Origin of the sequence: Streptomyces sp. NPDC093018, assembly GCF_040684035.1 — a bacterium.
GTDB lineage: Bacteria > Actinomycetota > Actinomycetes > Streptomycetales > Streptomycetaceae > Streptomyces > Streptomyces murinus.
Genome location: NZ_JBFBFF010000004.1, coordinates 83,603 through 106,659 on the forward strand (window position 1 = coordinate 83,603; position 23,057 = coordinate 106,659).

General features: G+C 71.9%; 23 protein-coding genes and 3 tRNA genes. 13 read left to right on the forward strand and 13 right to left on the reverse strand.

What is annotated here, in order from left to right; genetic code table 11:
* The first annotated feature begins 1 nt into the window (after window position 1).
* From AB0N90_RS10915 to AB0N90_RS10945, 7 genes are all read left to right on the forward strand, one after another.
* Window positions 2-1,048, forward strand: a complete 1,047-nt coding sequence (locus AB0N90_RS10915) for an ABC transporter ATP-binding protein (protein WP_365194919.1) — start codon at window positions 2-4, stop codon at window positions 1,046-1,048.
* On the forward strand, window positions 1,041-1,916 hold the full coding sequence (locus AB0N90_RS10920; protein WP_365194922.1) for a 2-aminoethylphosphonate ABC transporter permease subunit: 876 nt from the start codon (window positions 1,041-1,043) through the stop codon (window positions 1,914-1,916). The genes AB0N90_RS10915 and AB0N90_RS10920 overlap by 8 nt, the downstream gene beginning before the upstream one ends.
* On the forward strand, window positions 1,903-2,700 hold the full coding sequence (locus AB0N90_RS10925; RefSeq protein WP_365194924.1) for an ABC transporter permease subunit: 798 nt from the start codon (window positions 1,903-1,905) through the stop codon (window positions 2,698-2,700). Before AB0N90_RS10920 ends, AB0N90_RS10925 begins: the two co-directional genes overlap by 14 nt.
* A gap of 55 nt (window positions 2,701-2,755) precedes the next feature.
* Window positions 2,756-3,811, forward strand: coding sequence for a 2-aminoethylphosphonate ABC transporter substrate-binding protein (locus AB0N90_RS10930; RefSeq protein ID WP_365194927.1), 1,056 nt, complete (start codon window positions 2,756-2,758; stop codon window positions 3,809-3,811).
* Window positions 3,812-3,883: 72 nt separating this feature from the next.
* Entirely contained in the window at window positions 3,884-4,705 is an 822-nt protein-coding gene (locus tag AB0N90_RS10935) for an alkaline phosphatase family protein (RefSeq protein WP_365194930.1), read from the forward strand.
* Window positions 4,706-4,809: 104 nt separating this feature from the next.
* Entirely contained in the window at window positions 4,810-5,589 is a 780-nt protein-coding gene (locus tag AB0N90_RS10940; RefSeq protein WP_361668544.1) for an HAD-IIA family hydrolase, read from the forward strand.
* Window positions 5,590-5,696: 107 nt separating this feature from the next.
* Window positions 5,697-6,263 carry a hypothetical protein gene (locus tag AB0N90_RS10945; protein ID WP_365194933.1) on the forward strand — a complete coding sequence of 189 codons (567 nt, stop codon included), beginning with the start codon at window positions 5,697-5,699 and terminating at the stop codon, window positions 6,261-6,263.
* Between the two features lie 16 nt (window positions 6,264-6,279).
* On the opposite strand, the gene AB0N90_RS10950 is transcribed toward AB0N90_RS10945, so the two are convergent.
* Both AB0N90_RS10950 and AB0N90_RS10955 read right to left on the reverse strand, forming a co-directional pair.
* Window positions 6,280-6,951, reverse strand: a complete 672-nt coding sequence (locus AB0N90_RS10950) for a FadR/GntR family transcriptional regulator (protein WP_365194935.1) — start codon at window positions 6,949-6,951, stop codon at window positions 6,280-6,282.
* A 76-nt stretch (window positions 6,952-7,027) separates the two neighbouring features.
* Window positions 7,028-7,101: transfer RNA gene (locus AB0N90_RS10955), tRNA-Lys, on the reverse strand.
* A 176-nt stretch (window positions 7,102-7,277) separates the two neighbouring features.
* Between AB0N90_RS10955 and AB0N90_RS10960 the strand changes: the two genes are divergently transcribed.
* The 3 genes from AB0N90_RS10960 to AB0N90_RS10970 all read left to right on the forward strand — a co-directional run bounded on the left by AB0N90_RS10960 (window position 7,278) and on the right by AB0N90_RS10970 (window position 10,528).
* Complete coding sequence (locus tag AB0N90_RS10960) at window positions 7,278-8,564, forward strand: peptidoglycan-binding protein (RefSeq protein ID WP_365194937.1); 1,287 nt, start codon at window positions 7,278-7,280, stop codon at window positions 8,562-8,564.
* 86 nt (window positions 8,565-8,650) lie between these two features.
* Window positions 8,651-9,853, forward strand: a complete 1,203-nt coding sequence (locus AB0N90_RS10965) for an SPFH domain-containing protein (RefSeq protein WP_365194940.1) — start codon at window positions 8,651-8,653, stop codon at window positions 9,851-9,853.
* Window positions 9,854-9,922: 69 nt separating this feature from the next.
* Window positions 9,923-10,528, forward strand: coding sequence for a lytic polysaccharide monooxygenase (locus AB0N90_RS10970; protein ID WP_086806788.1), 606 nt, complete (start codon window positions 9,923-9,925; stop codon window positions 10,526-10,528).
* Between the two features lie 44 nt (window positions 10,529-10,572).
* Here the strand turns inward: AB0N90_RS10970 and AB0N90_RS10975 are convergent.
* From AB0N90_RS10975 to AB0N90_RS11005, 7 genes are all read right to left on the reverse strand, one after another.
* Window positions 10,573-10,646 (reverse strand) — tRNA-Lys (locus AB0N90_RS10975).
* Between the two features lie 98 nt (window positions 10,647-10,744).
* Window positions 10,745-11,503 (reverse strand): IclR family transcriptional regulator C-terminal domain-containing protein, encoded by a 759-nt coding sequence (locus tag AB0N90_RS10980; protein ID WP_365194942.1) that lies wholly within the window; start codon window positions 11,501-11,503, stop codon window positions 10,745-10,747.
* Window positions 11,504-11,731: 228 nt separating this feature from the next.
* Window positions 11,732-12,514: an ectoine/hydroxyectoine ABC transporter ATP-binding protein EhuA gene (gene ehuA, locus AB0N90_RS10985; protein ID WP_365194945.1), complete on the reverse strand. Its 783-nt coding sequence runs from the start codon at window positions 12,512-12,514 to the stop codon at window positions 11,732-11,734.
* Complete coding sequence (ehuD, locus tag AB0N90_RS10990) at window positions 12,504-13,154, reverse strand: ectoine/hydroxyectoine ABC transporter permease subunit EhuD (RefSeq protein ID WP_086806791.1); 651 nt, start codon at window positions 13,152-13,154, stop codon at window positions 12,504-12,506. The genes ehuA and ehuD overlap by 11 nt, the downstream gene beginning before the upstream one ends.
* Window positions 13,151-13,870 carry an ectoine/hydroxyectoine ABC transporter permease subunit EhuC gene (ehuC, locus tag AB0N90_RS10995; RefSeq protein WP_365194948.1) on the reverse strand — a complete coding sequence of 240 codons (720 nt, stop codon included), beginning with the start codon at window positions 13,868-13,870 and terminating at the stop codon, window positions 13,151-13,153. Before ehuC ends, ehuD begins: the two co-directional genes overlap by 4 nt.
* A complete protein-coding gene (gene ehuB / locus AB0N90_RS11000; RefSeq protein ID WP_365194950.1) occupies window positions 13,867-14,718 on the reverse strand; it encodes an ectoine/hydroxyectoine ABC transporter substrate-binding protein EhuB in 852 nt (283 codons plus the stop codon). The genes ehuC and ehuB overlap by 4 nt, the downstream gene beginning before the upstream one ends.
* A 201-nt stretch (window positions 14,719-14,919) precedes the next feature.
* Window positions 14,920-15,918 carry a D-2-hydroxyacid dehydrogenase gene (locus AB0N90_RS11005; protein ID WP_365194952.1) on the reverse strand — a complete coding sequence of 333 codons (999 nt, stop codon included), beginning with the start codon at window positions 15,916-15,918 and terminating at the stop codon, window positions 14,920-14,922.
* 291 nt (window positions 15,919-16,209) lie between these two features.
* Here AB0N90_RS11005 and AB0N90_RS11010 point away from each other — a divergent pair, with 291 nt between their 5' ends.
* Together AB0N90_RS11010 and AB0N90_RS11015 are read left to right on the forward strand one after the other, a co-directional pair.
* A complete protein-coding gene (locus tag AB0N90_RS11010) occupies window positions 16,210-16,941 on the forward strand; it encodes a decarboxylase (RefSeq protein WP_365194955.1) in 732 nt (243 codons plus the stop codon).
* A 119-nt stretch (window positions 16,942-17,060) separates the two neighbouring features.
* The gene (locus AB0N90_RS11015; protein WP_365194957.1) at window positions 17,061-18,191 is read left to right on the forward strand and encodes an LLM class flavin-dependent oxidoreductase; all 1,131 of its coding nucleotides are present in this window, start codon (window positions 17,061-17,063) and stop codon (window positions 18,189-18,191) included.
* Between the two features lie 91 nt (window positions 18,192-18,282).
* Here AB0N90_RS11015 and AB0N90_RS11020 read toward each other — a convergent pair whose 3' ends face one another.
* Window positions 18,283-20,085, reverse strand: a complete 1,803-nt coding sequence (locus AB0N90_RS11020; protein WP_365194959.1) for an EAL domain-containing protein — start codon at window positions 20,083-20,085, stop codon at window positions 18,283-18,285.
* A gap of 322 nt (window positions 20,086-20,407) precedes the next feature.
* On the opposite strand from AB0N90_RS11020, the gene AB0N90_RS11025 reads away from it, so the two are divergent.
* On the forward strand, window positions 20,408-21,667 hold the full coding sequence (locus AB0N90_RS11025; protein ID WP_365194962.1) for a M6 family metalloprotease domain-containing protein: 1,260 nt from the start codon (window positions 20,408-20,410) through the stop codon (window positions 21,665-21,667).
* 92 nt (window positions 21,668-21,759) lie between these two features.
* Here AB0N90_RS11025 and AB0N90_RS11030 read toward each other — a convergent pair.
* The 3 genes from AB0N90_RS11030 to AB0N90_RS11040 all read right to left on the reverse strand — a co-directional run bounded on the left by AB0N90_RS11030 (window position 21,760) and on the right by AB0N90_RS11040 (window position 22,882).
* Window positions 21,760-21,833: transfer RNA gene (locus tag AB0N90_RS11030), tRNA-Lys, on the reverse strand.
* Window positions 21,824-22,366, reverse strand: coding sequence for a hypothetical protein (locus AB0N90_RS11035; RefSeq protein WP_365194965.1), 543 nt, complete (start codon window positions 22,364-22,366; stop codon window positions 21,824-21,826). Before AB0N90_RS11035 ends, AB0N90_RS11030 begins: the two co-directional genes overlap by 10 nt.
* A 147-nt stretch (window positions 22,367-22,513) precedes the next feature.
* On the reverse strand, window positions 22,514-22,882 hold the full coding sequence (locus tag AB0N90_RS11040; RefSeq protein WP_365194968.1) for a hypothetical protein: 369 nt from the start codon (window positions 22,880-22,882) through the stop codon (window positions 22,514-22,516).
* Window positions 22,883-23,057: the final 175 nt, after the last annotated feature.

Genomic DNA, 23,057 nt, shown 5'->3' on the forward strand with positions numbered 1-23,057 from the left:
GATGAGCATCCGCTTCGATTCCGTCACGGTCGCCTACGACGGCAATGTCGTCCTCGACTCCCTCGATCTGACCGTCGAGCCCGGCGAGGTCATGGCGCTCCTCGGGCCGTCCGGCTCCGGCAAGACCACCGCGCTGCGGGCGGTCGCCGGGTTCGTCCGGCCCGCGTCCGGGCGGGTGCTCCTCGGTGGCCGGGACGTGACGGACCTGCCGCCGTACCGGCGGGGCATCGGGATGGTCGTCCAGCAGTACGCGCTCTTCCCGCACCTGCGCGTCGAGGAGAACGTGGCCTTCGGGCTCAAGGCGCGCGGCACCGCCCGGGGCGAGATACGGCAACGGGTCGGCGAGGCACTGGAGATGACCGGCATGGCCGGCTACGCCCGCCGCCATCCGCGCGAGCTGTCCGGCGGCCAGCAGCAGCGCGTCGCCATCGCCCGCGCGCTCGCCATCCGGCCCGGCGTGCTCCTCCTGGACGAGCCGCTGTCCGCGCTCGACGCACAGCTGCGGTCCGGGATGCTCGCCGAACTCGCCCGGCTGCACCGGGAGTTGCCCGAGGTCTCGATGCTGTACGTCACCCACGACCAGGTCGAGGCGCTGACCCTGGCGGACCGGATCGCGGTGATGGACAAGGCGCGACTGCGGGCCTGCGGGACGCCGAAGGAGCTGTACCGGGCGCCCGCCGACGCGTTCACGGCCTCGTTCGTGGGCGGCGCGAATCTGCTGCCGGTGACGGTGAGTTCGGGACGCGTCGAGTTCGCGGGCCGGGAGGTGAAGGTCGACACGGCGGGCGTGGCCGCGGGGGCGCGGGCCACGCTGTGTGTCCGGCCGCATCTCGTGGGGATCGGCGAGGGCCCCAATCAACTCGCCGGTGTCGTACGGGAGATCCAGTGGCGTGGGTCCACGCATCGGCTGTACGTCGAGGTCGGCGGCCACCAGGTCATGGCCGATGTACGGGAGTTGCGGGATCCGCCGTGGCGGGGCGACGAGGTCACGCTGCACTTCGCGCCCGATGACGCGGTGCTGCTGCCCGCGGGGGTCGGTCATGGCTGAGGCCGTCCAGACGGCGCCGGTCAGCGGCGAACCGGTGCGCCGCCCACGGTCGTTCGGGGCGGTGCTGTGGGCCCTGCCCCCCGTCGCCCTCCTCGCCCTCTTCTTCCTCTACCCCCTCGCCCTCGTCGTCCAGCAGTCCCTCCGGCCGGACAGCGGGGGGACCTCCGTCCAGCCGTACGCCGACGTGTTCGCCTCGGAGGCGTTCCGGGGGGCGCTGTGGACCACGGTGTGGCTGGCGCTCGCGTCGACCGCCGGGTGCCTGGTGCTGGGGTTCCTGCTGGCGCTGGTGATCGCGTTCGTGCCGTTCCCCGGGGCGAAGGCGGTGGCGCGGTTCGTGGACGTGTTCCTGTCCTTCCCGTCCTTCCTGATCACACTGGCCCTGCTGTTCATCTACGGCGGCGTCGGCATGGCCAACGGGGCCTGGACCGGGCTCACGGGCGCCGCGCAGGGGCCCTTCCAGTTCCTGAACACGCCCTGGGGCGTGCTGCTCGCGGAGATCACCTACTTCACGCCGTTCGTGATGCGCCCGCTGCTCGCCGCGTTCTCGCAGCTGGACACCGCCCAGCTGGAGGCGGCCAGTTCGCTGGGGGCGCGGGCGCCGCGGATCGTACGCCAGGTGATCCTGCCGGAGGCGCTGCCCGCGCTCGCGGCCGGCGGCAGCCTCGTCCTGGTGCTCTGCCTCAACGAGTTCGGCATCGTGCTCTTCACCGGCGCGAAGGGGGTCACCACCCTGCCGATGCTCGTCTACAGCAAGGCGATCCTGGAGTCCGACTACCCGGGCGCCTGTGTGGTCGCCGTCGTCAACGTCCTGATCTCCGTGGGTCTCTACGGCCTCTACCGGGTGGTGAGCCGTCGTGCTGGTGCATAGCCGAGGGGCCAGACGGGCCCTGTGGGCGGTGTTCCTCGTCCTCTTCCTGCCGCTGTTCGCGCTGCCGCTGCTCGTGGTGCTCGGCGCCTCCTTCGCCACCCACTGGTCCAGCGTCCTGCCCTCGGGCCCGACGCTCGCCAACTACCGCTCCGCGACCCGCGGCGAGGCCCTCCAGGCGCTCGTCACCAGCCTGCTCACCGCCACCGGCGCCAGCCTCCTCGCGCTGGCCGTCGGCACCTGGGCGGCGCTCGCCGGGGCGGCCCTGAAGAAGCGCGGCAAGCGGATGCTGGACGCCCTGTTCGTGCTGCCGGTCGCGGTGCCCTCCGTGGTGGTGGGCCTGTCGATCCTGGTGGCCTTCTCCAAGCCGCCGCTGCTGCTCAACGGCACCCGGTGGATCGTGATCCTCGCGCACACCGTGCTGGTCACCGCCTTCGCCCACCAGTCCGTGTCGGCGGCGATCAGCCGCCTCGACCCGGCCTACGAACAGGCCGCCGCCGCCCTCGGCGCCCGGCCCTCCTATGTGCTGTGGCGGGTACGGCTGCCCCTGCTGCTGCCCTCCCTGACCGCGGCCGCCGGCCTCTGCTTCGCCCTGTCCATGGGCGAGTTGAGCGCCACGATGATGCTCTATCCGCCGGACTGGACCCCGTTGCCCGTCCTGATCTACGCGGCCACCGACCGCGGCGCCCTGTTCACGGGCTCCGCCGTCGCCGTGGTGCTGATGGCCGCGACCCTGCTCGTCCTGTTCGCCGTCTCCCGGGTCCGCACCCGGGCGTCGTACCGCTGACCAGCCACTCCCGTACCCCCCGATCGCCTTGAGAACGCCAGGAGTTCGTCTCGCCATGTCCAGGACCAGACTCTCGCTCGCCGTAGCCGTCGCCCTGCTCGCCGCCCCCGCGCTGTCCGCCTGCGGTTCCTCCTCCGCCGCCTCCGACGCCAAGGAGGTCACCGTCTACAGCGCGGACGGCCTCAAGGGCGAGAACGGGGACGGCTGGTACGACAAGGTCTTCGCGAACTTCACCAAGAAGACCGGCATCAAGGTCAAGTACGTCGAGGGCGGCTCGGGCGAGGTGGTGCAGCGCGCCGTCCGCGAGAAGAGCAACCCGCAGGCCGATGTGCTGGTCACGCTGCCGCCGTTCATCCAGGAGGCCGACACCAAGGGCCTGCTCCAGAAGTACGAGCCCGAGGGCTCGACCGCGGTCAGCGGCGCCGACAAGGCGCCCGACGGCACCTGGACCTCCGTCGTGAACAACTACTTCGGCTTCGTCTACAACAAGAAGGAGCTGAAGAGCGCGCCGAAGACCTGGGACGACCTGCTCGACGCGTCGTACAGGAACAAGCTCCAGTACTCCACCCCGGGCGTCGCGGGTGACGGCACGGCCGTGCTGATCCAGACCATGCACGACCTCGGCGGCAAGGACCAGGCCCTCGCCTATCTGAAGAAGCTCCAGGCCAACAACGTCGGCCCGTCCGCCTCCACCGGCAAGCTCGCGCCCAAGGTGGACAAGGGCGAACTGCTCGTCGCCAACGGCGATGTCCAGATGAACTACGCCCAGTCCAAGACCATGCCCAACCTCGGCATCTGGTTCCCGGCGGGCAAGGACGGCAAGCCCTCCACCTTCGCGCTGCCGTACGCCGCGGGCCTGGTCACGAAGGCCCCGCACAGCGCCAACGGCAAGAAGCTGCTCGACTTCATGCTCTCCCAGCGGGCACAGGCCGAGGTCAGCTCCATCGGGGGCGGCTTCTCGGCCCGCGAGGACGTCAAGGCCACGGACGCCAACGCCATCGCCCTCACCAAGCTGATGGACGGCGTCGACTTCTTCCAGCCGGACTGGAACGACATCGACAAGAACCTGACGTCGTACGTCGAGGACTGGAAGTCGGCGACCGGGAGCTGATTGATTGGCAGGGCACCGCCCCCGGCCCGCGCCGGGGGCGGTGCCCTGCCGCCCTCTCCCCCGGAGGTTTCCGTGCCCCGTACGCCCAAAGTGCTCGTCATCGGCCTGGACGGCGCCCTCCTCGCCCGCATCGAGGACGCCGACGCGCCCCACCTGGCCGCGCTGACCGCCGCCGGGCTCACCGCGCCGAGCCTCATCGAGCCGGGCGCGCCCACCCTGTCCGGGCCCGGCTGGGCCACGATCCTCACCGGGGTCCGGCCCGCCAAGCACCGGGTGCGGGACAACTCCTTCACCGGCAACGCGTTCACGCGCTACCCGGACTTCCTCACCCGCCTCGCGTCCGCCGGGCGCGACCTGGACACCTGCGTGATCACCTCCTGGGCGCCGCTCGCCGAGAAGGTCTTCTCCGCGCGGGTCGGCACCCGGGTGGCCACGCCGGACGCGGAGTACGACGCCGGTACGACGGACCGGGTGGTCGCCGAGCTGCGACACGGGGACCCGGACGCCCTGTTCGTCCAGCTGGACGGGATCGACGACGCGGGCCACCGGCACGGCGCCGCCTCCCCGCGGTACCTGGAGGCCATCCGCGGCGCCGACGCGCAGGTCGGGCGGATGGTGGCCGCGGTTCGGGCGCGGCCCGCGGACGAGGACTGGCTGGTCCTGGTCACCGCCGACCACGGCCACACCGACGCCGGCGGCCACGGCGGCCCCAGCCTCCCGGAACGCCGGACCTTCCTGATCGCCGTCGGCGACGGACTCGCACCCGGCTCGCTCCGCACGGACGTGACGATGCCGGACGTGGCCGCCACCGCCCTCACCCACCTCGGCCTCGCCCTCGACCCGGCCTGGGACCTGGACGGGCGCCCCCTGCGCGCGCCGGCGGCCACCCGCTGATCGAGGGGGTACGGATCAGCCGGGGCTGATTAGGCTGGGGGCGTCGGTACGCCGTGGTTCCGGCCCCCGCTCGTAGATCTCACGCATGCCAGGAGACGCACAACATGGCAGACCGCAAGCCGATCGAATCGTGGCTCACCGACATGGACGGCGTCCTGATCCACGAGGGCGTGCCGATCCCCGGTGCCGAGGACTTCCTGAAGAAGCTGCGCGACTCGGGCCGCCCCTTCCTGGTCCTCACCAACAACTCCATCTACACCGCCCGCGATCTGCACGCCCGGCTGCGCCGGATGGGCCTGGACGTGCCGGCCGAGAACATCTGGACCTCGGCGCTCGCCACCGCCCAGTTCCTGAACGACCAGCGGCCCGGCGGCAGCGCCTATGTCATCGGCGAGGCCGGTCTGACCACCGCACTGCACGACGTCGGCTACGTCCTCACCGACCACGAGCCCGACTTCGTGATCCTGGGCGAGACCCGCACCTACTCCTTCGAGGCCATGACCAAGGCCGTGCGGCTGATCAACGACGGGGCCCGGTTCATCGCCACCAACCCCGACAACGTCGGCCCCTCCACCGAGGGCGCGCTGCCCGCCACCGGCTCGGTCGCCGCCCTGATCACCGCCGCGACCGGCCGCAAGCCCTACTTCGTCGGCAAGCCCAACCCGCTGATGATGCGCGCGGGCCTGAACGCGATCGGCGCCCACTCCGAGACCTCCGCGATGATCGGCGACCGGATGGACACCGATGTGCTGGCGGGCCTGGAGGCCGGGATGCGCACCTTCCTGGTGCTCAGCGGGGTGACCCAGCCGCAGGAGGTGGACGCCTACCCGTTCCGGCCCTCGAAGGTCGTGGACTCCATCGCCGACCTGGTCGACCTCATCTGACGTCGGCGGCTCAAACCCGGTCTCACCCGGACGGAGCAGCGGGGCGCCTGTCGGGATGCGGGGGCGCCCCGGCCGGGAGAACCTCCTTACGTGTCTGGAGGTTCACGATGGGCTCACTTCCCCTCACTGTGTGCAGCGGCCTGCTGGTCGTAGCCGCGCTCGGCCCGGCGGCCCAGGCCGCCCACGCGACGGACGGCGGCACCCTCGCCGCGGCCCCCGCCGCCCCCGCACCGGGGGCCGAGGTGACCCTGAAGGTCGGCGGCTGCACCGGGAGCCAGGCCGTCGCCGCCTCGCGCGCCTTCACCGCTGACGCCCGCCTCACCGGCGCTCGGGGCGCCCTCTCGGGGAGCGCCCGCGTCGCCTCCACCGTCGGGCCGGGCGCCTACGAGATCAGGGTGACCTGCGCCGACCGGGTGGTGGACGGCAGGATCACGGTCGCGGCCATGGGCAGAGCGGCTACGGACAAAGCGGCTATGGGCAAAGCGGCCACGGGCAAAGCGGCCAAGGTCAAAGGAGTGTCCGCCGCCCCGGTCGACGCCACCGCGCACTTCGCCACCGTGGCCACCAGCGGCTCCGGACCCGACACCGCGCAGGCCGTGACCGGGCTCGCGCTGGCCTCGATCGCCGCCGTCGCCGTGGGCCTGCGCACCCGCCGGGGCCGCCGTACCCGCTGAGCCCCCGGCGGCGGGCTCACCCCGACAGGCGCGCCCGTACGTTCCCGAAGTGGTCCCTTATGGCGCGCTCCGCGCGCGGGGAGTCCCCGGAGCGGACCGCGTCCAGGATCTCCCGGTGCTGGCGGCAGGTCACCCGGGGGTCCTGCGGCACGTCCAGCAGATCCCGGCGCACCCGGTGGAAGGCGTCCCAGAACGCCTCAAGAACCTCGCTGAGCAGGGCGTTGTCCAGGCCCCGGTAGAGCGTGGCGTGGAAGGCGCGGTCGGTGTCGGCGAGCCCCGCGCCCTGGGCCGCCTGCTCTTCCATGCGGTCGACCAGCGCGTCCAGCTCGGCCAGGTCCGCCTGCGGCAGCCGCCCGGCGAGCCGGGAGACGAGGCCGGTCTCCACGGCCTCGCGCAGTTCGAGGAGCTGGAGCAGCGAGTCCTCGCCCCGGTAGTGGCCGACGACCGTGCGGAAGGCGAGGCCCTCGATCATCGGCGCGAACGACATCGGGCCGACGTACGTCCCGAAGCCGTGCCGGATCTCCACGATGCCCATCGCCTGGAGCGCCTTGAGCGCCTCGCGCACCGAGTTCCGGCTCGCCCCGAGGAACTCCATCAGTTCCGGCTCGGTCGGCAGCGGAGCCCCGGGGGGCAGCCGCCGGTCCACGATCAGCTTCTTGATCCGTTCCTGAAGGTCCCGCGCTGCCATGGCCAGAGAGTAGCGGCCCCATGAACAGAGGCATACGAAAAGGTCCCCCGCTGCTGCGAGGGACCTTCTCCGTCTGTGCGCCGCCAGGGACTCGAACCCCGGACCCGCTGATTAAGAGTCAGCTGCTCTAACCAACTGAGCTAGCGGCGCCTGCTGACAAGGAGAACTCTACCCGACCTGTGAGAGTGCTCTGGACCACCGGGAGGGGGCTTCGAAGGGGCCCGTACATCATTCGGACCGTCAAAGTGCGCGTTGCGCAGACAGTTGGGAAACTGATCAACGTGCACACAAGCGGACAAAAACACCATGAATGTGAGGCAGATCGCATGACCGCTCCGGCGTTCGAGGAGTTCGAACCCGCGCGCGACTGCGGCTGTCCCGGCTGTGTCCACCGGCGGCGCCCCCGTCCCCGCCAGCCTCCCTGCCGCCCCGCCCGCCTCCCCGCGCGGCGCGGGATGGTCGTCGTGGCCGCCGTGTCCGCCGCCCTCGGCGTGGTGACCCCGGCGGTCGCCCTCCCCGCCGGCCACTTCCCGCACCGCCAGGCGGTCCCCGGCGACGGCCCCGACACCCCCCAGGGCGCCGAGGCCCCTCTGCACGGCCCCGACAGCGGCTCCACCCGGCCCGGCGGCGTCCTCACCCCGCGCACCACCCGCAACGCCATCATCAAGCGGGCCAAGTCCTGGGTGACCGCGAAGGTGCCGTACAGCATGGGCCGCTACTGGACCGACGGCTACCGGCAGGACTGCTCGGGCTATGTCTCCATGGCCTGGGGCCTGAACAGCAACCAGTGGACGGGCAGCCTCGCCAAGTACGGCGTGAAGATCAAGAAGTCCCAGCTCCAGCCCGGCGACATGCTGCTCTTCCACAACACCGCCAACCCCCAGAACGGCTCGCACGTGGTGATCTTCGGCGGCTGGACGGACTCCGCGCACACCCACTACAAGGTCTACGAGCAGACACCCCCGCACACCCGCAGCCAGACCACGCCCTACCCCTACTGGAGCCACGCCGGGAAGTACGTCCCCTACCGCTACAAGGGGCTGGCCACCGGCAGCGCGGGCGCCGAGGCGACCGGCGGCAAGACCTCCCCGGAGTTCCCCGGCGCCGACTCCTTCGGGCTGGGCGCGGTCAACGCGTACGTCACCGAGCTGGGCCGGATGCTGATGGCCCGGGGCGCGGAGCCGTACTACCCGAACGGTCCGGGCCCGGCCTGGAGCGAGGCGGACCGGCGCGCCACCGAGGCGTTCCAGCGGGCCCAGGGCTGGGACGAGGAGGAGGCCGACGGGCTGCCGGGACCGCGCACCTGGGACCTGCTCACCTCCGGCCGGGGCCGGGACATCGCCCCGGACGCGGCGGAGCCCGCCTCGCACGGCGTCCCCGGCTATCCCGGCAAGGGCTACTTCCGCCCGGGGCAGAGCAACGACTACGTCACCCGGCTCGGGGTCCAGCTGACCCGCAAGGGGTTCGGCCGGTTCTACGGCGACGGTCCGGGACCGCGGTGGGGCGAGGCGGACCGGCAGGCGGTGGCGGCCTTCCAGCGCGACCAGGGCTGGCGGGGCGGCGCGGCCGACGGCTCGGTCGGCCCCGAGACCTGGCGCCGCCTGTTCTCCTGATCTGCTCCAACTGACTGCTCCAACTGTCGTATCCCACCCATCAGTTCACGTTCATGACGCATCTGGCGCGGAGGCTGGAGGCACGCATGAGTACGACCACCCACACACCGTCCGAGTCCGAGGGGCGACCCCACCCGGCCACGGCCGCCGGCACCCGCCCGGCCCGGCTGATCCACAACGAGTCCACCACCGAGATCCCGGTCCATCTGCTCTTCCGCGACGACCCCGGGGGCCGCGACCGCCCCGAGGGGGACGATCCCGTACGGGTGCCGCCCAAGCCCGCCGTGGTCGGCCGCCGGCAGGGCACCGGTGAACTGCCGCGCGCCGGCCGCCCGGCACCGGCGCGCGGGCGCCCGCTGCCCCGGATCGATGTGGAGCTGACGGAACGGGAGGCGCGGGTGCTGCCCGGGGCGGCCGGGGTGCTCGCCGGGGCCTGCGGGGTCACCGGCTGCCTGGCCGCCTCCTGGTGGGCGGGGGTGCTGCCGCCGCTCGCCGCCCAGGCGCTGCGCCTGCCGCAGCCCGCGGGCACCGGGCTCGGCCCCGCGCAGTGGGCGGCGTACGCCGGGGCCGGACTGCTCGGCGCGGCCGGGTTCGGCGGGCTGGCCCGGGGGCGCACCGGACGGGCCTGGGTGGTGGGCCTGTTCGGCCGCTACCGGGGGACGGTACGGCGCACCGGGCTGCTCTGGGTCAACCCGCTGCTGCGGCGCCGGCGGGTCGACGTACGGCTGCGGCACTGGCGCAGCGAGGCGATCCCCGCGACCGATCCGGGCGGCACGCCGCTGCGGGTGGTGGTGCTCGTGGTGTGGCGGGTGCGGGACACCGCGCGGGCGGTGCTCGGCCTTGAGGACCATGAGCGGTATCTGCGCGAGTGCGTGGAGGCGGCGCTGGCCCGGGTGCCGGTGGAGCCCGCGGGCGGCGGCCGGGGCGGGCCCGCGGTGGCGGGGGAGACGCTGACCCGGCTGGTGACGGCGGAGACCGCGCCGGCCGGTCTCGAGGTGTTCTCCGTGCGGCCGCTGCGGGTGGAGTACGCCCCGGAGGTCGCGGCGGCGATGGAGCGCCGCCAGATCGCCGCGCTGGACGCCCGGCAGCGGGCCAGCATGCTCAGCTCGGTGGTGGACTCCGTGGAGGACACGGTGACCCGGCTGACCACGCGCGGTCTGGTCGAGCTGGACGAGGGCGAGCGCAAGGTGCTGGTGCGGGATCTCACGGTGGCGTTCTGCGCCGGGCGCGGGGAGCTGGGTGCCACCGTCTCCGCCACTGGTATGGACATGCTCAAGTGCCGCCCATAATCTGTGACTTGGTCTAGACCTTCCCCTGCACGGCTCAGTGAACTCCCCACGTTCTCCAGGAGCAGCAGTATGCGCATCAAGACCAAAATGTCCGCAGTCGTGCTCGGAGTGGTGACCGCCGGAGCGTTCGCGCTCTCCACCGGCGGCGCCAGCGGGCACGGCTACACCGACCTCCCCATCAGCAGACAGAAGCTGTGCGCCAATGGCACGGTCAAGGGCTGCGGCGACATCCAGTACGAGCCGCAGAGCGTCGAGGGGCCCAAGGGCTTCCCGGCCACCGGGCCCGCCGACGGCCAGCTCTGCAACGGCAGCGTGGACCGTTTCGCCCAGCTCAGCTCGCCGACCACGCCGTCCGGTGCCGCCTGGCCCACCACCCAGGTGACCGGCGGGCAGTCGTACACCTTCCGCTGGCAGTTCACGGCCCGGCACGCCACGACGGACTTCAAGTACTACGTCACCAAGCAGGGCTGGAACCAGAACCACCCGCTGTCCCGCTCGGACCTCAACCTCACGCCGTTCCTGACGGTGCCCTACAACGGCCAGCAGCCGCCGGCCACCCTCAGCCACAGCGGCGTCCTGCCGACGGGCCTGTCCGGACATCACGTGATCCTCGCGGTCTGGACGATCGCCGACACGGGCAACGCGTTCTACGCCTGCTCGGACGTCGACTTCTGAGCACGCCAAAGGGCCCCTCACCGAGGTGAGGGGCCCTTCTTCTGTGCGCCGCCAGGGACTCGAACCCCGGACCCGCTGATTAAGAGTCAGCTGCTCTAACCAACTGAGCTAGCGGCGCGTGACTCTCGCCTTCCGCTCTCGCGGCCGGCGACGAAGAAAATACTACCTGGTCCTCGGGGGTGCTCCCGACCACCCGAGAGGCCGACCGGGATCCGCTCAGATGGCCAGCGACAGCAGCACCGGCGCCGCGTTCCGGTTCAACGTGTCCGCGGCCTGTTTCAGGCGGTGCGCGTGTTCCACCGGGAGGGACACGGCCAGGCAGCCCACCGAGGCGCCCGCGGTGATCGGGACGGCCGCGCAGACCGTGCCCACCGCGTACTCCTGGAGGTCGAGCACCGGCACCGTCGGCGGCTGGGACTCCAGCCGGGACAGCAGCAGCTTGTCGCTGGTGATGGTGCGCGAGGTGAGACGGGCCATCTTGTGCCGGGCGAGATGGTCGCGGCGCCCGTTGTGGTCCAGCTGGGTCAGCAGGCTCTTGCCGACCGCCGTGGCGTGGGCCGAGTAGCGGAAGTCCACCCACTCGTTGACCGCGGGGGCGGCGGGCCCGGCCGCGTACTGGGTGACCTTGACCTCGCCGTCCACGTACCGGCTGATGTAGACCGCCGCGCCGACCGAGTCGCGCAGCCGGTCCAGCATGAGCTGGAGCTTGTCGGTGAGGGCCCGCTCGCGGTCCTGGGCCGAGGTCAGCCGGCGCAGCGTGTCGCCGGTGATGTACGCCCCGCCGCCGATCTGCTCCACATACCCCTCGCGGCGCAGCATCCGCAGCAGCACGGTGAGTCGCTCGGGGCCGAGGCCGGTGTGCCGGGCCAGTTCGGTCTCGGTGACCCCGGCGGCGGTGTGCGCAACGGTCTCCAGCACGCGCAGCGCGTCCTGCGCGGAGTGGTACGGGGCGGTCGGCTCGTGCTTCAGCGCCACGGTGGGTCCCCCCTGCGCTCGCTTACTGGGCCGTGGATTGCGGACGGTGCGGCGCTACCACGATAACGGGCGAACGGCCGCCGGGGAGAGGGCGTTGACAAGTTTCCGGCTCGTCCCCCTCGTCCCGGCGGCCGTCCCCAACTGCGGCGAAGACCCAGTGGCATATGCCAAAGTCATGCCCCAGTGGCTGGACCTCGCCCGTTGTCCGCGAACCTCACACGGCCGCGCTCACAGCACCGCGCCGAGGAATTCCCGGGTGCGCTCCTGCTCCGGCTCGCTGAAGATCTTCTCCGGGGTGCCGGACTCGATCACCCGGCCGCCGTCGAACATCAGTACCTGGTCGGAGATGTCCCGGGCGAAGCCCATCTCATGGGTCACGCAGAGCATCGTGATGTCGGTGCTGCGTGCGATGTCCCGCAGCAGATCGAGCACGCCCGCGACCAGCTCCGGGTCGAGCGCGGACGTCACCTCGTCCAGCAGCAGCACCCGCGGCCGCATCGCCAGCGCCCGCGCGATCGCCACCCGCTGCTGCTGCCCGCCGGACAGCTGCGCCGGGCGCGCCCCGCACTTGTCGGCGAGACCCACCAGCTCCAGCAGCTCCCGCGCCCGCTCCTCCGCCTCGTCCTTGGACAGACCGAGGACCTGCACCGGCGCCTCGGTGAGATTGCGCAGCACCGACATGTTCGGGAACAGGTTGAAGTGCTGGAACACCATCCCGATCTTCTTGCGCACCTCCCGGACCTGCTTCTCCGGCGCCGGGAACAGCGGTTCGCCGTCGACGGTGATGGTCCCCTCGTCCGGTTTCGTCAGGGTCATCAGAAGTCTGAGGATCGTGGTCTTGCCGGAGCCGGAGGGCCCGATCAGGGTCACGTGCCTGCCCGGCCGGACCGCGAAGTCCAGGTGGTCGAGCACGGTGTGGGCGCCGAACCGCTTGGTGACCTGTTCCAGACGGATCAGATCGGCCGGCTGGGCGGCGGTGGCGGAGGGCTCGGTACGGGTCTCAACGGACAAGGCGTCGCTCCAGGGCTCGCAGGAGAAGGGAGGCCAGGTAGGAGATGAGGATGAAGGCCACGCCGATCACGGTGAGCGGCTCGGTGAACTGGAAGCGCTGCTGGGAGAAGAGCCGGGCCTGGCCCAGCATCTCCAGCACGGTGATCACCATCAGCATCGGTGTGTCCTTGAGCATGGAGATCACGTAGTTGCCGAGCGCCGGGATCACCCGGCGGATCGCCTGCGGCAGGATCACCGCGGTCCAGGTCCGTCGCCTGGGCAGGTTCAGCGCGGTCGCCGCCTCCCACTGGCCGACGGGCACCGCCTCGATGCCGGCCCGGTAGACCTGCATGGTGTACGTCGAGTAGTGCAGCCCGATCGCGAAGACCCCGGTGGACAGCGCGGAGAAGGTCAGGCCCCACTCCGGCAGCACGTAGAAGAGGAAGAACAGCTGCACCAGCAGCGGGGTGTTGCGCACGAACTCCGTGACCACCCCGACCGGCCAGCGCACCCACCGGGTCGGCGCCCGCATCAGCAGCGTCCACACCAGGCCGAGGGTGAAGGACAGCAGCGAACCGAGGGCCAGCGCCTGAAGGGTGACCAGCAGGCCGTCCCAGAAGTGCGGCATGAAGTCGCTCACCGCGTGCCAGTCCCATGTCATACGACACCACCGCCCACCCCGGTCGTCCGCGCCCGCTTCGGCTCATGTGCCGCCGTCTCCGTGCCGGGGTCCCGGCCGAGCCCGGCCTTCAGCCGCTTCTCCAGGCCGCGCATCAGCCGGGTCAGCACGAAGGCGATCACGAAGTAGATGACCAGCACATACGTGTAGATCTCCGCGCTCTGCTGGAGCGCGAGGCGCACCAGGTTGGCGCTGAACGTCAGATCGCCCATGCCCATCACCGACACCAGCGCGGTGCCCTTGAGCAGCTCGATCAGCAGATTGCAGAAGGAGGGGATCATCTCCGGCACCGCTTGCGGCAGCACGATCAGCCGCATCCGCTGCGCCGGGGTGAAGCTCAGCGCGATCCCGCCCTCCTTCTGCGCCGGGTCCACCGAGTTCAGCGCGCCGCGCACGATCTCGGAGCCGTACGCGCCGTACGTCAGGCCGAGCGCCAGCGTGCCCGCCCACATCGGCACCAGCTGCCAGCCGAAGGCGATCGGCAGCACGAAGAACACCCAGAAGATCATCACCAGCGCGGAGGTGCCGCGGAAGATCTCGGTGTAGACGCCGGCCACGAAGCGCACGATCCACCGGCGGTGGGTGCGCGCCAGGCCGACCACGAAGGACACCGCGGCGGCCAGCAGCGCGCTGAACAGCAGCAGTTGGACGGTGGTCCAGACGCCCTTGAGTACCAGTTCCCAGAGCCCCGAGGTCATTGCCCGCACAGCTCCTTCGCGGTCAGGTCCGTCATCTCGGCCTCGGTGAAGCCGAACGGCCGCAGGATCCGGAACAGTTCACCGGTCCGCTTGAGCTGGTGCAGCTCCGTGTTGAACGCGTCCCGCAGCCGGGTCTCGGTCGGCCGGAACGCGAACGCCCCGCCGTCGACGTGCCGTTCGCCCTTCACCAGCGGCGCGAACGGCGTGGTCGCCTCCGCCTTGGCCGACTTCTTCACGACCTCGCGGGTGGTGAGCGCCGTACCGGCGAACACATCGACCCGGCCCGCCTCGACCGCGTTCAGACCGGCCACCTGGTCCGGCACGATCAGGATGTCGCTCTGCTTGTAGCCCGCCTCCACGGCGTACTGGATCTCGGCGTAGCCGGTGCCGGTCGCGAACTTCGCCTTCTTCGCGACGACGTCCTTGTAGGAGTGCAACCCCTTCGGGTTCCCCTTGCGGACGATGAACGAATCCAGCATCTGGTAGTCGGGGTCCGCGAAGATGACCTGTTCGCAGCGGTCGGCGTTGACGTACATACCGGCCGCGACGACATCGAACTGCTGTGAATTCAGGCCGGGTATGAGCGAGCCGAACTCGGTCGGCACCGGCTGCACCCGGTCGACGCCGAGCCGCTTGAACACCGCCTTCGCCAACTCCGGTGCCTCACCGGTGAGACGGCCGTCCTTGTCGATGTACCCGAAGGGGATCTCGCCCGCGATCCCGAGGCGTACGACGCCCTGCGCGCGGAGCCGGTCGAGCAGTTCGCCGCCGTTCCCGCTCGCGGCGGCCACCCGGGTACAGCCCGCGGCGCCCAGTGCCCCGAGCGCCGCGATCGAGCCGAGCAACATCCGTCGGCTGGGTCTGAGTTCTGGCCGAAAACTGTGTCCGTCGTTCCCATGTGGTGGAGCCATGGCGGCGCCGCTACCCAGGCCGATCCGAGGTATGCGCCCCGCTTTTCCGGCCGGACGACGCATCCCCGCTTCCCGCCCCGTACCTCCACACAACTCCCACGGGTGAACCTGGTGAAGAGCTGCCGGGGCCCTGCCGGGTCAGTGGCCGGGCACGTACCCGCGTCTCTTGTCGACCACGTTCACCAGGGGTCTGCCCGCCGCCCAGCGCTCGTACAACTCCACGAACTGCCGCCCGAGTTCGTCCCGCCGGCCCACCGTGTCCCCGCTCATGTGCGGGGAGACGATCAGACCGGGGAGGTCCCACAGCGGGCTGCCGGGCGGCAGCGGTTCGGCGGCGAACACGTCCAGGGCGGCGCCCGCGATCCAGCGCCGGGTCAGGGCGCGGGCGAGCGCGTCCTCGTCCACCAGATCGCCGCGCCCCACGTTCACGAAGAACGCCGAGGGCTGCATCACCCCGAAGACATGGGCATCGAACATGCGGTACGTCGCCTCCGTCAGCGGCGCCGCCGCGATCACCCAGTCCGCGCGGGAGACCAGCCGGTCCAGGTCGGCCGGACCGTACACGCCGGTCCGCGGCACCCGCCCGACCAGCGCCGTCGTCACACCGAGCGCCTTCAGCAGCCGCATGATCGCCCGCCCGACGGGCCCCGACCCGACCACACAGGCACGGGTACCGGCCACCCGCCGGCTCTCCCGGTGCCGCCACACCCGCTCCCGCTGCTGCTCCAGGGTGCGCGGCAGATCCTTGGCCACGGCCAGCACCAGCGCCGCCACGTACTCGGCGACCGGCTGGTCGAAGATCCCGCGCGCGTTGGTGACCACCGTGGCGGACGCGGCCAGCTCCGGGCACAGCAGATGGTCCACGCCCGCGCTCGCCGTGTGCACCCAGCGCGGCCGGGGCCCCGCGCCGGGCCATGCCTCGCGCACCGCGGTCGAGGTGAAGTCCCACACCAGCAGCGCGTCCGCGCCCGGCAGCCGCTCGGCCAGGTGCGCCGCGTCGGTGTGCACGATCCGGGCCCGCCCGGTCAGCCGGCCGAGCCGGGGCGGCGGCTCGGCGTCCAGCACGAGCAGGGTGGGGACGCTCCCCGTGCGGGGCGGCTCCCGGCGTCCGGCGGAACGGCTCCCGACGTCCGACATGCGCGGCTCCCGGCGATCCGTGGCGGGTGCTTCCGAGACGCCCCGGAGGTGCCCTCCGACCGCCCGGGATGCACGGATCGCCCACGCTCGCACCCGGAACCACCGGCGTCAACACGGCCGGGTCCGCCATCGCCCGCCCCGCCCGCGAGCGGCGGCCTCGGCCGATCAGGTCAGGAGGCGGGCTGCCTCGCGAAGGCTGGGTACTCGGGCCCTCGGGGCCGTACCGGGCGCCGCTGCCACGGCGGCGCGCGGGCGTCCCGTACCGCCCGATCGCACGCAGGAAGGCTGGACATGACCGCACTCGGATTCCTCTATCCGGGCCACTTCGCCGAGGACGACTATCCGCGCATCGAGCAGCTTCTGGGCAGCGACATCCGGGTGGACCTGGTCCACACCGAGATCGGCGAGGACGCGCTCCGGGTCGAGACGCTGCGCGGGACGGGTTCCGCCGAGCGGCTCGGCGCGGGCATGGAGCGGCTGCGGCTCGCCGGTGCCGAGACCGTGGTGTGGGCGTGCACCGGCGGCGGCTTCGTGCACGGCTGGCAGGGCGCCCAGGACCAGGTGCGCACCCTGGCCCGGCTGGCCGGGATGCCGGCCTCCTCGACGTCCTTCGGCTTTGTGCACGCGGCCCGTGAGCTGGGGGTGCGACGGGTCGCCGTCGGCGCCACCTACCCCGAGGAGATCACCGCGCTGTTCGCGGACTTCCTGCGGGCCGGGGGCCTGGAGGTGACCGGGACGCGCTCCTCGGGGGTCGGTACGGCCGCCGAGGCCGCGGGCTGGGGCGAGGAGGACGTACTGACGCTGGCGCGGGCCGCGGACGACGCGGACGCGGAGGCGGTGCTGCTGCCGGACACCGCCCTGCACACGGCCGCCCACCTCGGCCTGCTGGAGAAGTCCCTGTCCAAGCCCGTCCTCACCGCGAACCAGGTCACCGTGTGGGAGGGGCTGCGGCTCGCCGACCGCCGGGTGAACGCGCCGGAGCTGGGGGCGCTGTTCACCAGGGAGCCGCTCGTCCAGGTCTGAGGGACGGGACGGGATGAGTGCGATGAGGGGGAGCGCGGTGGAAGCCGTGGAATAAGCGGGGAGAGCCACCTGTTACGACACTCCGGCACAGCTCACGCCGGAAACAGGAGGCCCCCACCGTGTCGGCAGACGAGGCAGCTCAGACACACGAGAACCGCGAGGCCGCGGACGGCATCCGGGGTACGGCGCACGGCACCGCACCCGTCCCGCTCTCCGTCCTGGACCTGGTGACCGTCGGCGCGGGCCGCACCGCCACCGACGCGCTGCGCACCAGCGTCGAGCTGTCCCGCCGTACCGAGGCCCGCGGCTTCCACCGGTACTGGGTGGCCGAACACCACTCCATGCCGGGCGTCGCCTCCTCCTCGCCCGCCGTGATCCTCGCGCACCTCGCCGCCCACACGGAGCGCATCCGGCTCGGCTCCGGCGGCGTCATGCTGCCCAACCACGCCCCGCTGGTGATCGCCGAGCAGTTCGGCACGCTGGAGGCGCTGGCACCGCACCGGATCGACCTCGGCCTCGGCCGCGCCCCCGGCACCGACGGGGCCACGGCCGCCGCCCTGCGCCGCAGCGACACCCTGAACGAGGGCGCCGACGACTTCCCCGAGCAGCTCGCCGAGCTGATCCGCTTCCTGGACGACGACTTCCCCGACGGCCACCCCTACCGGCGCATCCACGCGATCCCCGGCCCGGTGCAGGGCAGCGCCCCCGGCGGCGTCCAGTCCGCGCACCGACCGCCGGTCTGGCTGCTCGGCTCCTCCGGCTTCAGCGCCCAGCTGGCCGGAATGCTCGGCCTGCCGTTCGCCTTCGCGCACCACTTCTCGGCGCAGAACACCGTCCCCGCGCTGGACCTGTACCGCCAGACCTTCCGCCCCTCCCCGGTGCTCGCCGAGCCGTACGCCCTCATCGGCGTCTCCGCCCTCGCCACCGACGAGGAGCGCGAGGCCCGCCGCCAGACCCGCGCGATGGCCCTCAACATGCTCCGCCTGCGGATGGGCCGCCCCGGCCTCTTCCCCGACCCCGCCGAGGCCGAACAGGCGGAACTCGGCGCCATGGAGGAGGAGTTCATCGCCTCCTGGTCCGCCAACGTGGTCCACGGCACCGCCGACGAGGTGCGCTCCGGCCTGAACGACCTCCAGAAGCGCACCGGCGCCGACGAGTTGATGCTCACCACGCACGCCCATCGTGGCGAGGTCCGGGTCCGCTCGTACGAACTCATCGCGGACGCCTACGAGTTGCCGACGGCCGGGTAACCGCCGGGCGGCGGGGCGCGGCGGTCACCCGACGTGGGCCCGCGACGGCGGACGGGAGGCAGGCGTCACCCGTCCCGGCGCGGGGCCCGCCTCACGTCGTCGCCGTGTACGCCCGCGCCCCCAGCAGCTCGGAGATGCGGTCCGGCGGGACCGGCCGGGAGTACAGCCAGCCCTGCCCGGTGTCGCAGCCGATGCGGCGCAGCCGGGTGGCCTGCGCGGAGGTCTCCACGCACTCGGCGGTGACCGTGAGGCCCAGCCGGTGGGCGAGTTGGATCATCGCCTCCACGATCACCTCGTCGGCGGGGTTGGGCGCGGCCCCCTTGGACGCCTCCTCGTACTGGAAGCCGCGGACGAAGGAGCCGTCCAGCTTCAGTGCCGAGACCGGGAGCCGGCTGAGATAGGCGAGGTTGGAGTAGCCGGTGCCGAAGTCGTCGATGGCGATGCGCACCCCCATGTCGCTGAGGGCCTGCAACGCCTGGAGCGGGCGGCCCGCCGAGCCCATCACCGCGGACTCGGTCAGCTCCAACTGCAGCAGATGCGGGGCCAGTCCGGTGTCCGCCAGGGTCTGAGCCACATCGGCCACCAGGTCGGAGTCCCACACCTGGCGCACGGCCACGTTCACGCTGACGAAGATCGGCGGCTCGCCGGGATGCGCCAACTGCCAGCGGCGGGCCTGCCGGCACGCGGTGACCAGCGCCCAGCGGCCGAGCTGCACGATCGAGCCGTCCTCCTCGGCCAGCCCGATGAACCGATTCGGCGTCAGCGTGCCGAACTGCGGATGATGCCAGCGCACCAGCGCCTCCACCCCGGACAGCCGGCCGTCCTCCATGCCCACCAACGGCTGGTACTCCAGGGCGAATTCGCCCCGTTCGATGGCGGGCCGCAGCGTGGACGACAGCGCCTGCCGGGTCATCCGGTGCGCGTTGCGCTCGGGGTCGAACAGCGTCCAGCGGCCCTTGCCGTCGGCCTTCGCCCAGTAGAGCGTCGTGTCCGCCGCCTGCATCAGACCGGTCGCCGTGGTGCCCGCCGCATGGCGCTCCACGACCCCGATGGACGCCGTCAGCGACAGCCGCTGCCCGGCCAGCTCGAAGGGCTCCTGGAGCGCCCCCAGCGCCGACTCGGCCAGATCGGCGAGCTGTTCGGTGCCGGTGGAGTCCTCCACCAGCAGCGCGAACTCGTCCCCGCCGAGCCGGGCCACCAGGGGAGTCGCGGCGCGCGCGTACCCGGCCTCGTCGGCGACCCTGGTCAGCCGCTCGGCCACGGCCGCGAGCAGCCGGTCCCCGACACGATGGCCGAGAGTGTCGTTGACCGCCTTGAACCCGTCGAGGTCCAGATAGCACAGCCCGATCCGGCCGGTGCCGCTCTGCTCGTACGACTCCGCCTCCAGCGCGGCCGAGAGGCGCTCGAAGAACAGGGTGCGGTTGGGCAGCCGGGTCACCGGGTCGTGCATCTGCAAGTGCCGCAGCCGGGCCTGGAGTTCACGGCGGGCGCTGATGTCGGCGACGGACAGCAGCACGCCCGCCTCGCCGTCGGCCAGTGGGACCACGGTGAGCTGTACCCACACCGAGGTGCCCCCCGGATGCTTCAGTCTGCGGGTGCAGCGCAGCCTGGACTGCCGCCCGCACAGCACCTCCCGATAGGCGTGCCAGGAACGCGCGTCGGCGGTCAGGTCCACCAGATCGGCGGCTGACCGGCCGGAGAGTGTGTCGCAGTCGGTGCCGAGCAGCTCGCCGAAGGCCGGGTTCGCGCGCAGGACGAATCCCTCGCGATCCACGACGGCCATGGCGAGCGGCGCCGCTCCGAAGACACGGTCGTAGGTGTTGTGATCACTGTCTGTGACGGCTGACCGGTCGAGGTCTGCCGCGGGCGTCGGCCCTTCGGACGTTCCGCTCACCGCTCGCTCCCGCAGTGCACTCGATCTCTGTCCGTGCCGGAAAGTGTGCCGATCATAGAGGCTGGCCCCGGGCCCTTCCAGCCATCGTCCAGTGTCCCGGACCGGACAGACTTTCTGACAGATCGTTTCTGCCCGCACCTGGACGGGTTATTGAGCCCATCGACCAGTTGTGACGTTCCGTGAGTGAATCGGGGGTGTCGAGCGCCGTAGTGCGCCGGCGCCCAAATGGGGAGCGCTCACCCTTCTGGTGCAGACAAACAGGGCATCGAGTGGCGAAAACCAGCAATCTGGGTGCGGGTCTGTCGAACCGCGTCCGGAGGTCATGTCCGTGCCCCTGCTGCGCAGCACCGCCGCCGTGTGCACCACGCTGTCGGCGCTGGCCGCGACCTCGATCTTCACCGGCCCGTCGGTCGCCGAGCCCTTCTCCACCGCCCCGTGCGCCCTGCACCGCACCGAGGCCCACCACTCCGAGGGCGTCGACACCTGGAACTCCGACTACACGCGCCCCACCCGGACGCTGGACGCGGTGATGATCTTCCTGTCCTTCCCGGACGGCACCCCGCGCACCACCCCGGCGGAACTGACCGCCGATCACTTCCCGGAGACCAGCCGCTACTTCGAGCAGGCCTCCTACGGCAGATTCACCGTCCACCCGCATCCACTGACGCACTGGCTGCGTATGCCCCGTCCGTCGACGGCGTACGCCATACGGCGGGACTGGGCCGCCGAGGACCGGGCCGCATATCTGAACGACGCCTTCAAAGTGGCCGACAAGGTGGTGGATTTCTCCCGCTATCAGGTGGTGTACCTCGTCGCCGATCCGGACGCGCCCGGCGTGGACTCCGACGCCACCAAAGTCGTCAACCTCGATACGCCCCTCCATGTGGACGGCACTGATGTACGACGGGTCGTCACGGTGTTCGAGAAGCATCCGCCGGATCGGCTGGTTCTCGCCCATGAGAGCGGCCATGTCTTCGATCTGCCCGACCTGTACCACCGTCCGGCCGACGGCAAGGGCGACTGGGACACGTACGTCGGCGACTGGGACCTGATGGGCAGCCAGTTCGGGCTCTCACCCGACCTGTTCGCCTGGCACAAGTGGCGGCTGGGGTGGCTGGACCCGCGCCAGGTGACGTGCGTACGGGGCGCTGGTCCGACCCGGATCACCCTGGAACCCCTCGCCGCGGGGCCGGGCGTGCCCGTGCAGGGCACCGGCGGGGCGCCCGCCTTCGGGCTCGGCGACGGGGTGAAGCTGGCGGTGGTGCGCACCGGCCCCGACAGCGCGCTCGCCTTCGAGGCGCGTACCGCCGCCGGCAACGACCGGGCGACCTGCCGCGAGGGCATCCTCGTCTACCGGGTGCGCAGCGGCGCGGAGTCGGGCGGCGGCCCCATCGAGGTCGTCGACGCCCATCCGCACACCTCGGCCTGCCCCGACGACTCCGTCTACCCGCCGCTGGCCGACGCCCCGGTCGCCCTGGGGGAGAGCTTCACCGTGCCGGGGGAGGGCGTGAAGGTCGAGGTGGAGGACAGGACGGCTTCGGGGGCGTGGACGGTGCGGATCACGCAGAAGATCAGGGGCTGACCGGTCCGGTTCGGGGGTGTGTGACCCCTTTGAGTGCATGCGAAAACGGCGGGTTCGATTCTTTCGAATCGGACCCGCCGTCCTCTTGCGCGTGCGCCGCCAGGGACTCGAACCCCGGACCCGCTGATTAAGAGTCAGCTGCTCTAACCAACTGAGCTAGCGGCGCCTGCTGACGTCGTAGACCTTAGCATCCTGGTCGGCAGGAGGAAAAATCGATATCCGCACCGCCGCCCTGGCCGCCCGCACCGCCGCCCACAGCAGCACCTCCGGGCCCGGTAACCAGGGGTGACGCGTGTCCGGGGCGACCAGCCAGCGGGGATCGGCCGAGGGGTCGCCGTCCGGCGCGGGGACGGTCACCGCGTCGCCCGTGCCGTGGCACAGCAGGGGCGGTACGGCCGCCGCCCGGTGCGAGCCCCACTCCTCCCAGGCCAGCAGCGAGGGCAGCCGGTGGGCGGTGCCGGGGGCGCAGAACAGCAGCATCCGGCCACGGGACATCGCGACCGGGCCTGAGCCGGGGCCGTTGTCCCAGAGCCGGTCCAGCATCCGGCGTCCGAAGACGACCGGGGCGCTCACCACGTCGAAGACGCCCCCGCAGGGCAGGACGGCCGGGGCGGGCGCGCGCCGCGGGTACGGCCCGGCCGAGGCGAGCCAGGCGGCGCCGTCGGAGGTGACGCGGGTGACGTTCGGAGTACCGCTCATGCCGATCAGGTCTACCGGCGGTGAGCAACCGGTTCTGCTGAGTTGCGGAAAACCGGGACAGGGGGAGAGGGGAGGGGGTATCTTGCCCGCCTGGCATATGCCAGATGACGATCACGTCGGTTTATCGCACCGGGATCACGCGCGGGGTCACACGGGATCGGCGGTGGTACGGCCCTCGCTGCTCCCGCGCATCAGATCCCGCCCGAACTCGACCATCCGCTTGGCATAGTCCTCGGTCCACTCCGCGCGCTCGGCGATGTCGGCGGTGGTCAGCCGGTCGAACCTGCGCGGATCGGCGAGCTGGGCCGCGGCGATGGCCTGGAACTCCACGGCACGGTCGGCGGCGGCGCGGAACGCCTGGGTCAGCTCCGTCGCCCGGGACAGCAGCGCCCGGGGATCCTCGATGGACTCCAGCTGGAAGAAGTGCTCGGGATCGGCGGCCGCTTCCGCGGGCTCGAAGATCAGGGGCGCGGGGCGTAGCCGCGGTTCGTTCCGACGCGGCGTGGGCTCCGCCATGTCTTCATCTCCTCCTCGTACGGCTCTGACAACCGGACCCCGCGGGTCTGCCGGGCCACCGTCCATTGTCTCGCGCGTGCGCAAGGGCGCTGCCGCGCCGGAACCGTTGCGCCGCCCGCCGCCTGCCACCCGCCGTCGTGTTCCGCGGGTCCGCCGTGGCTGGTCGCGCAGTTCC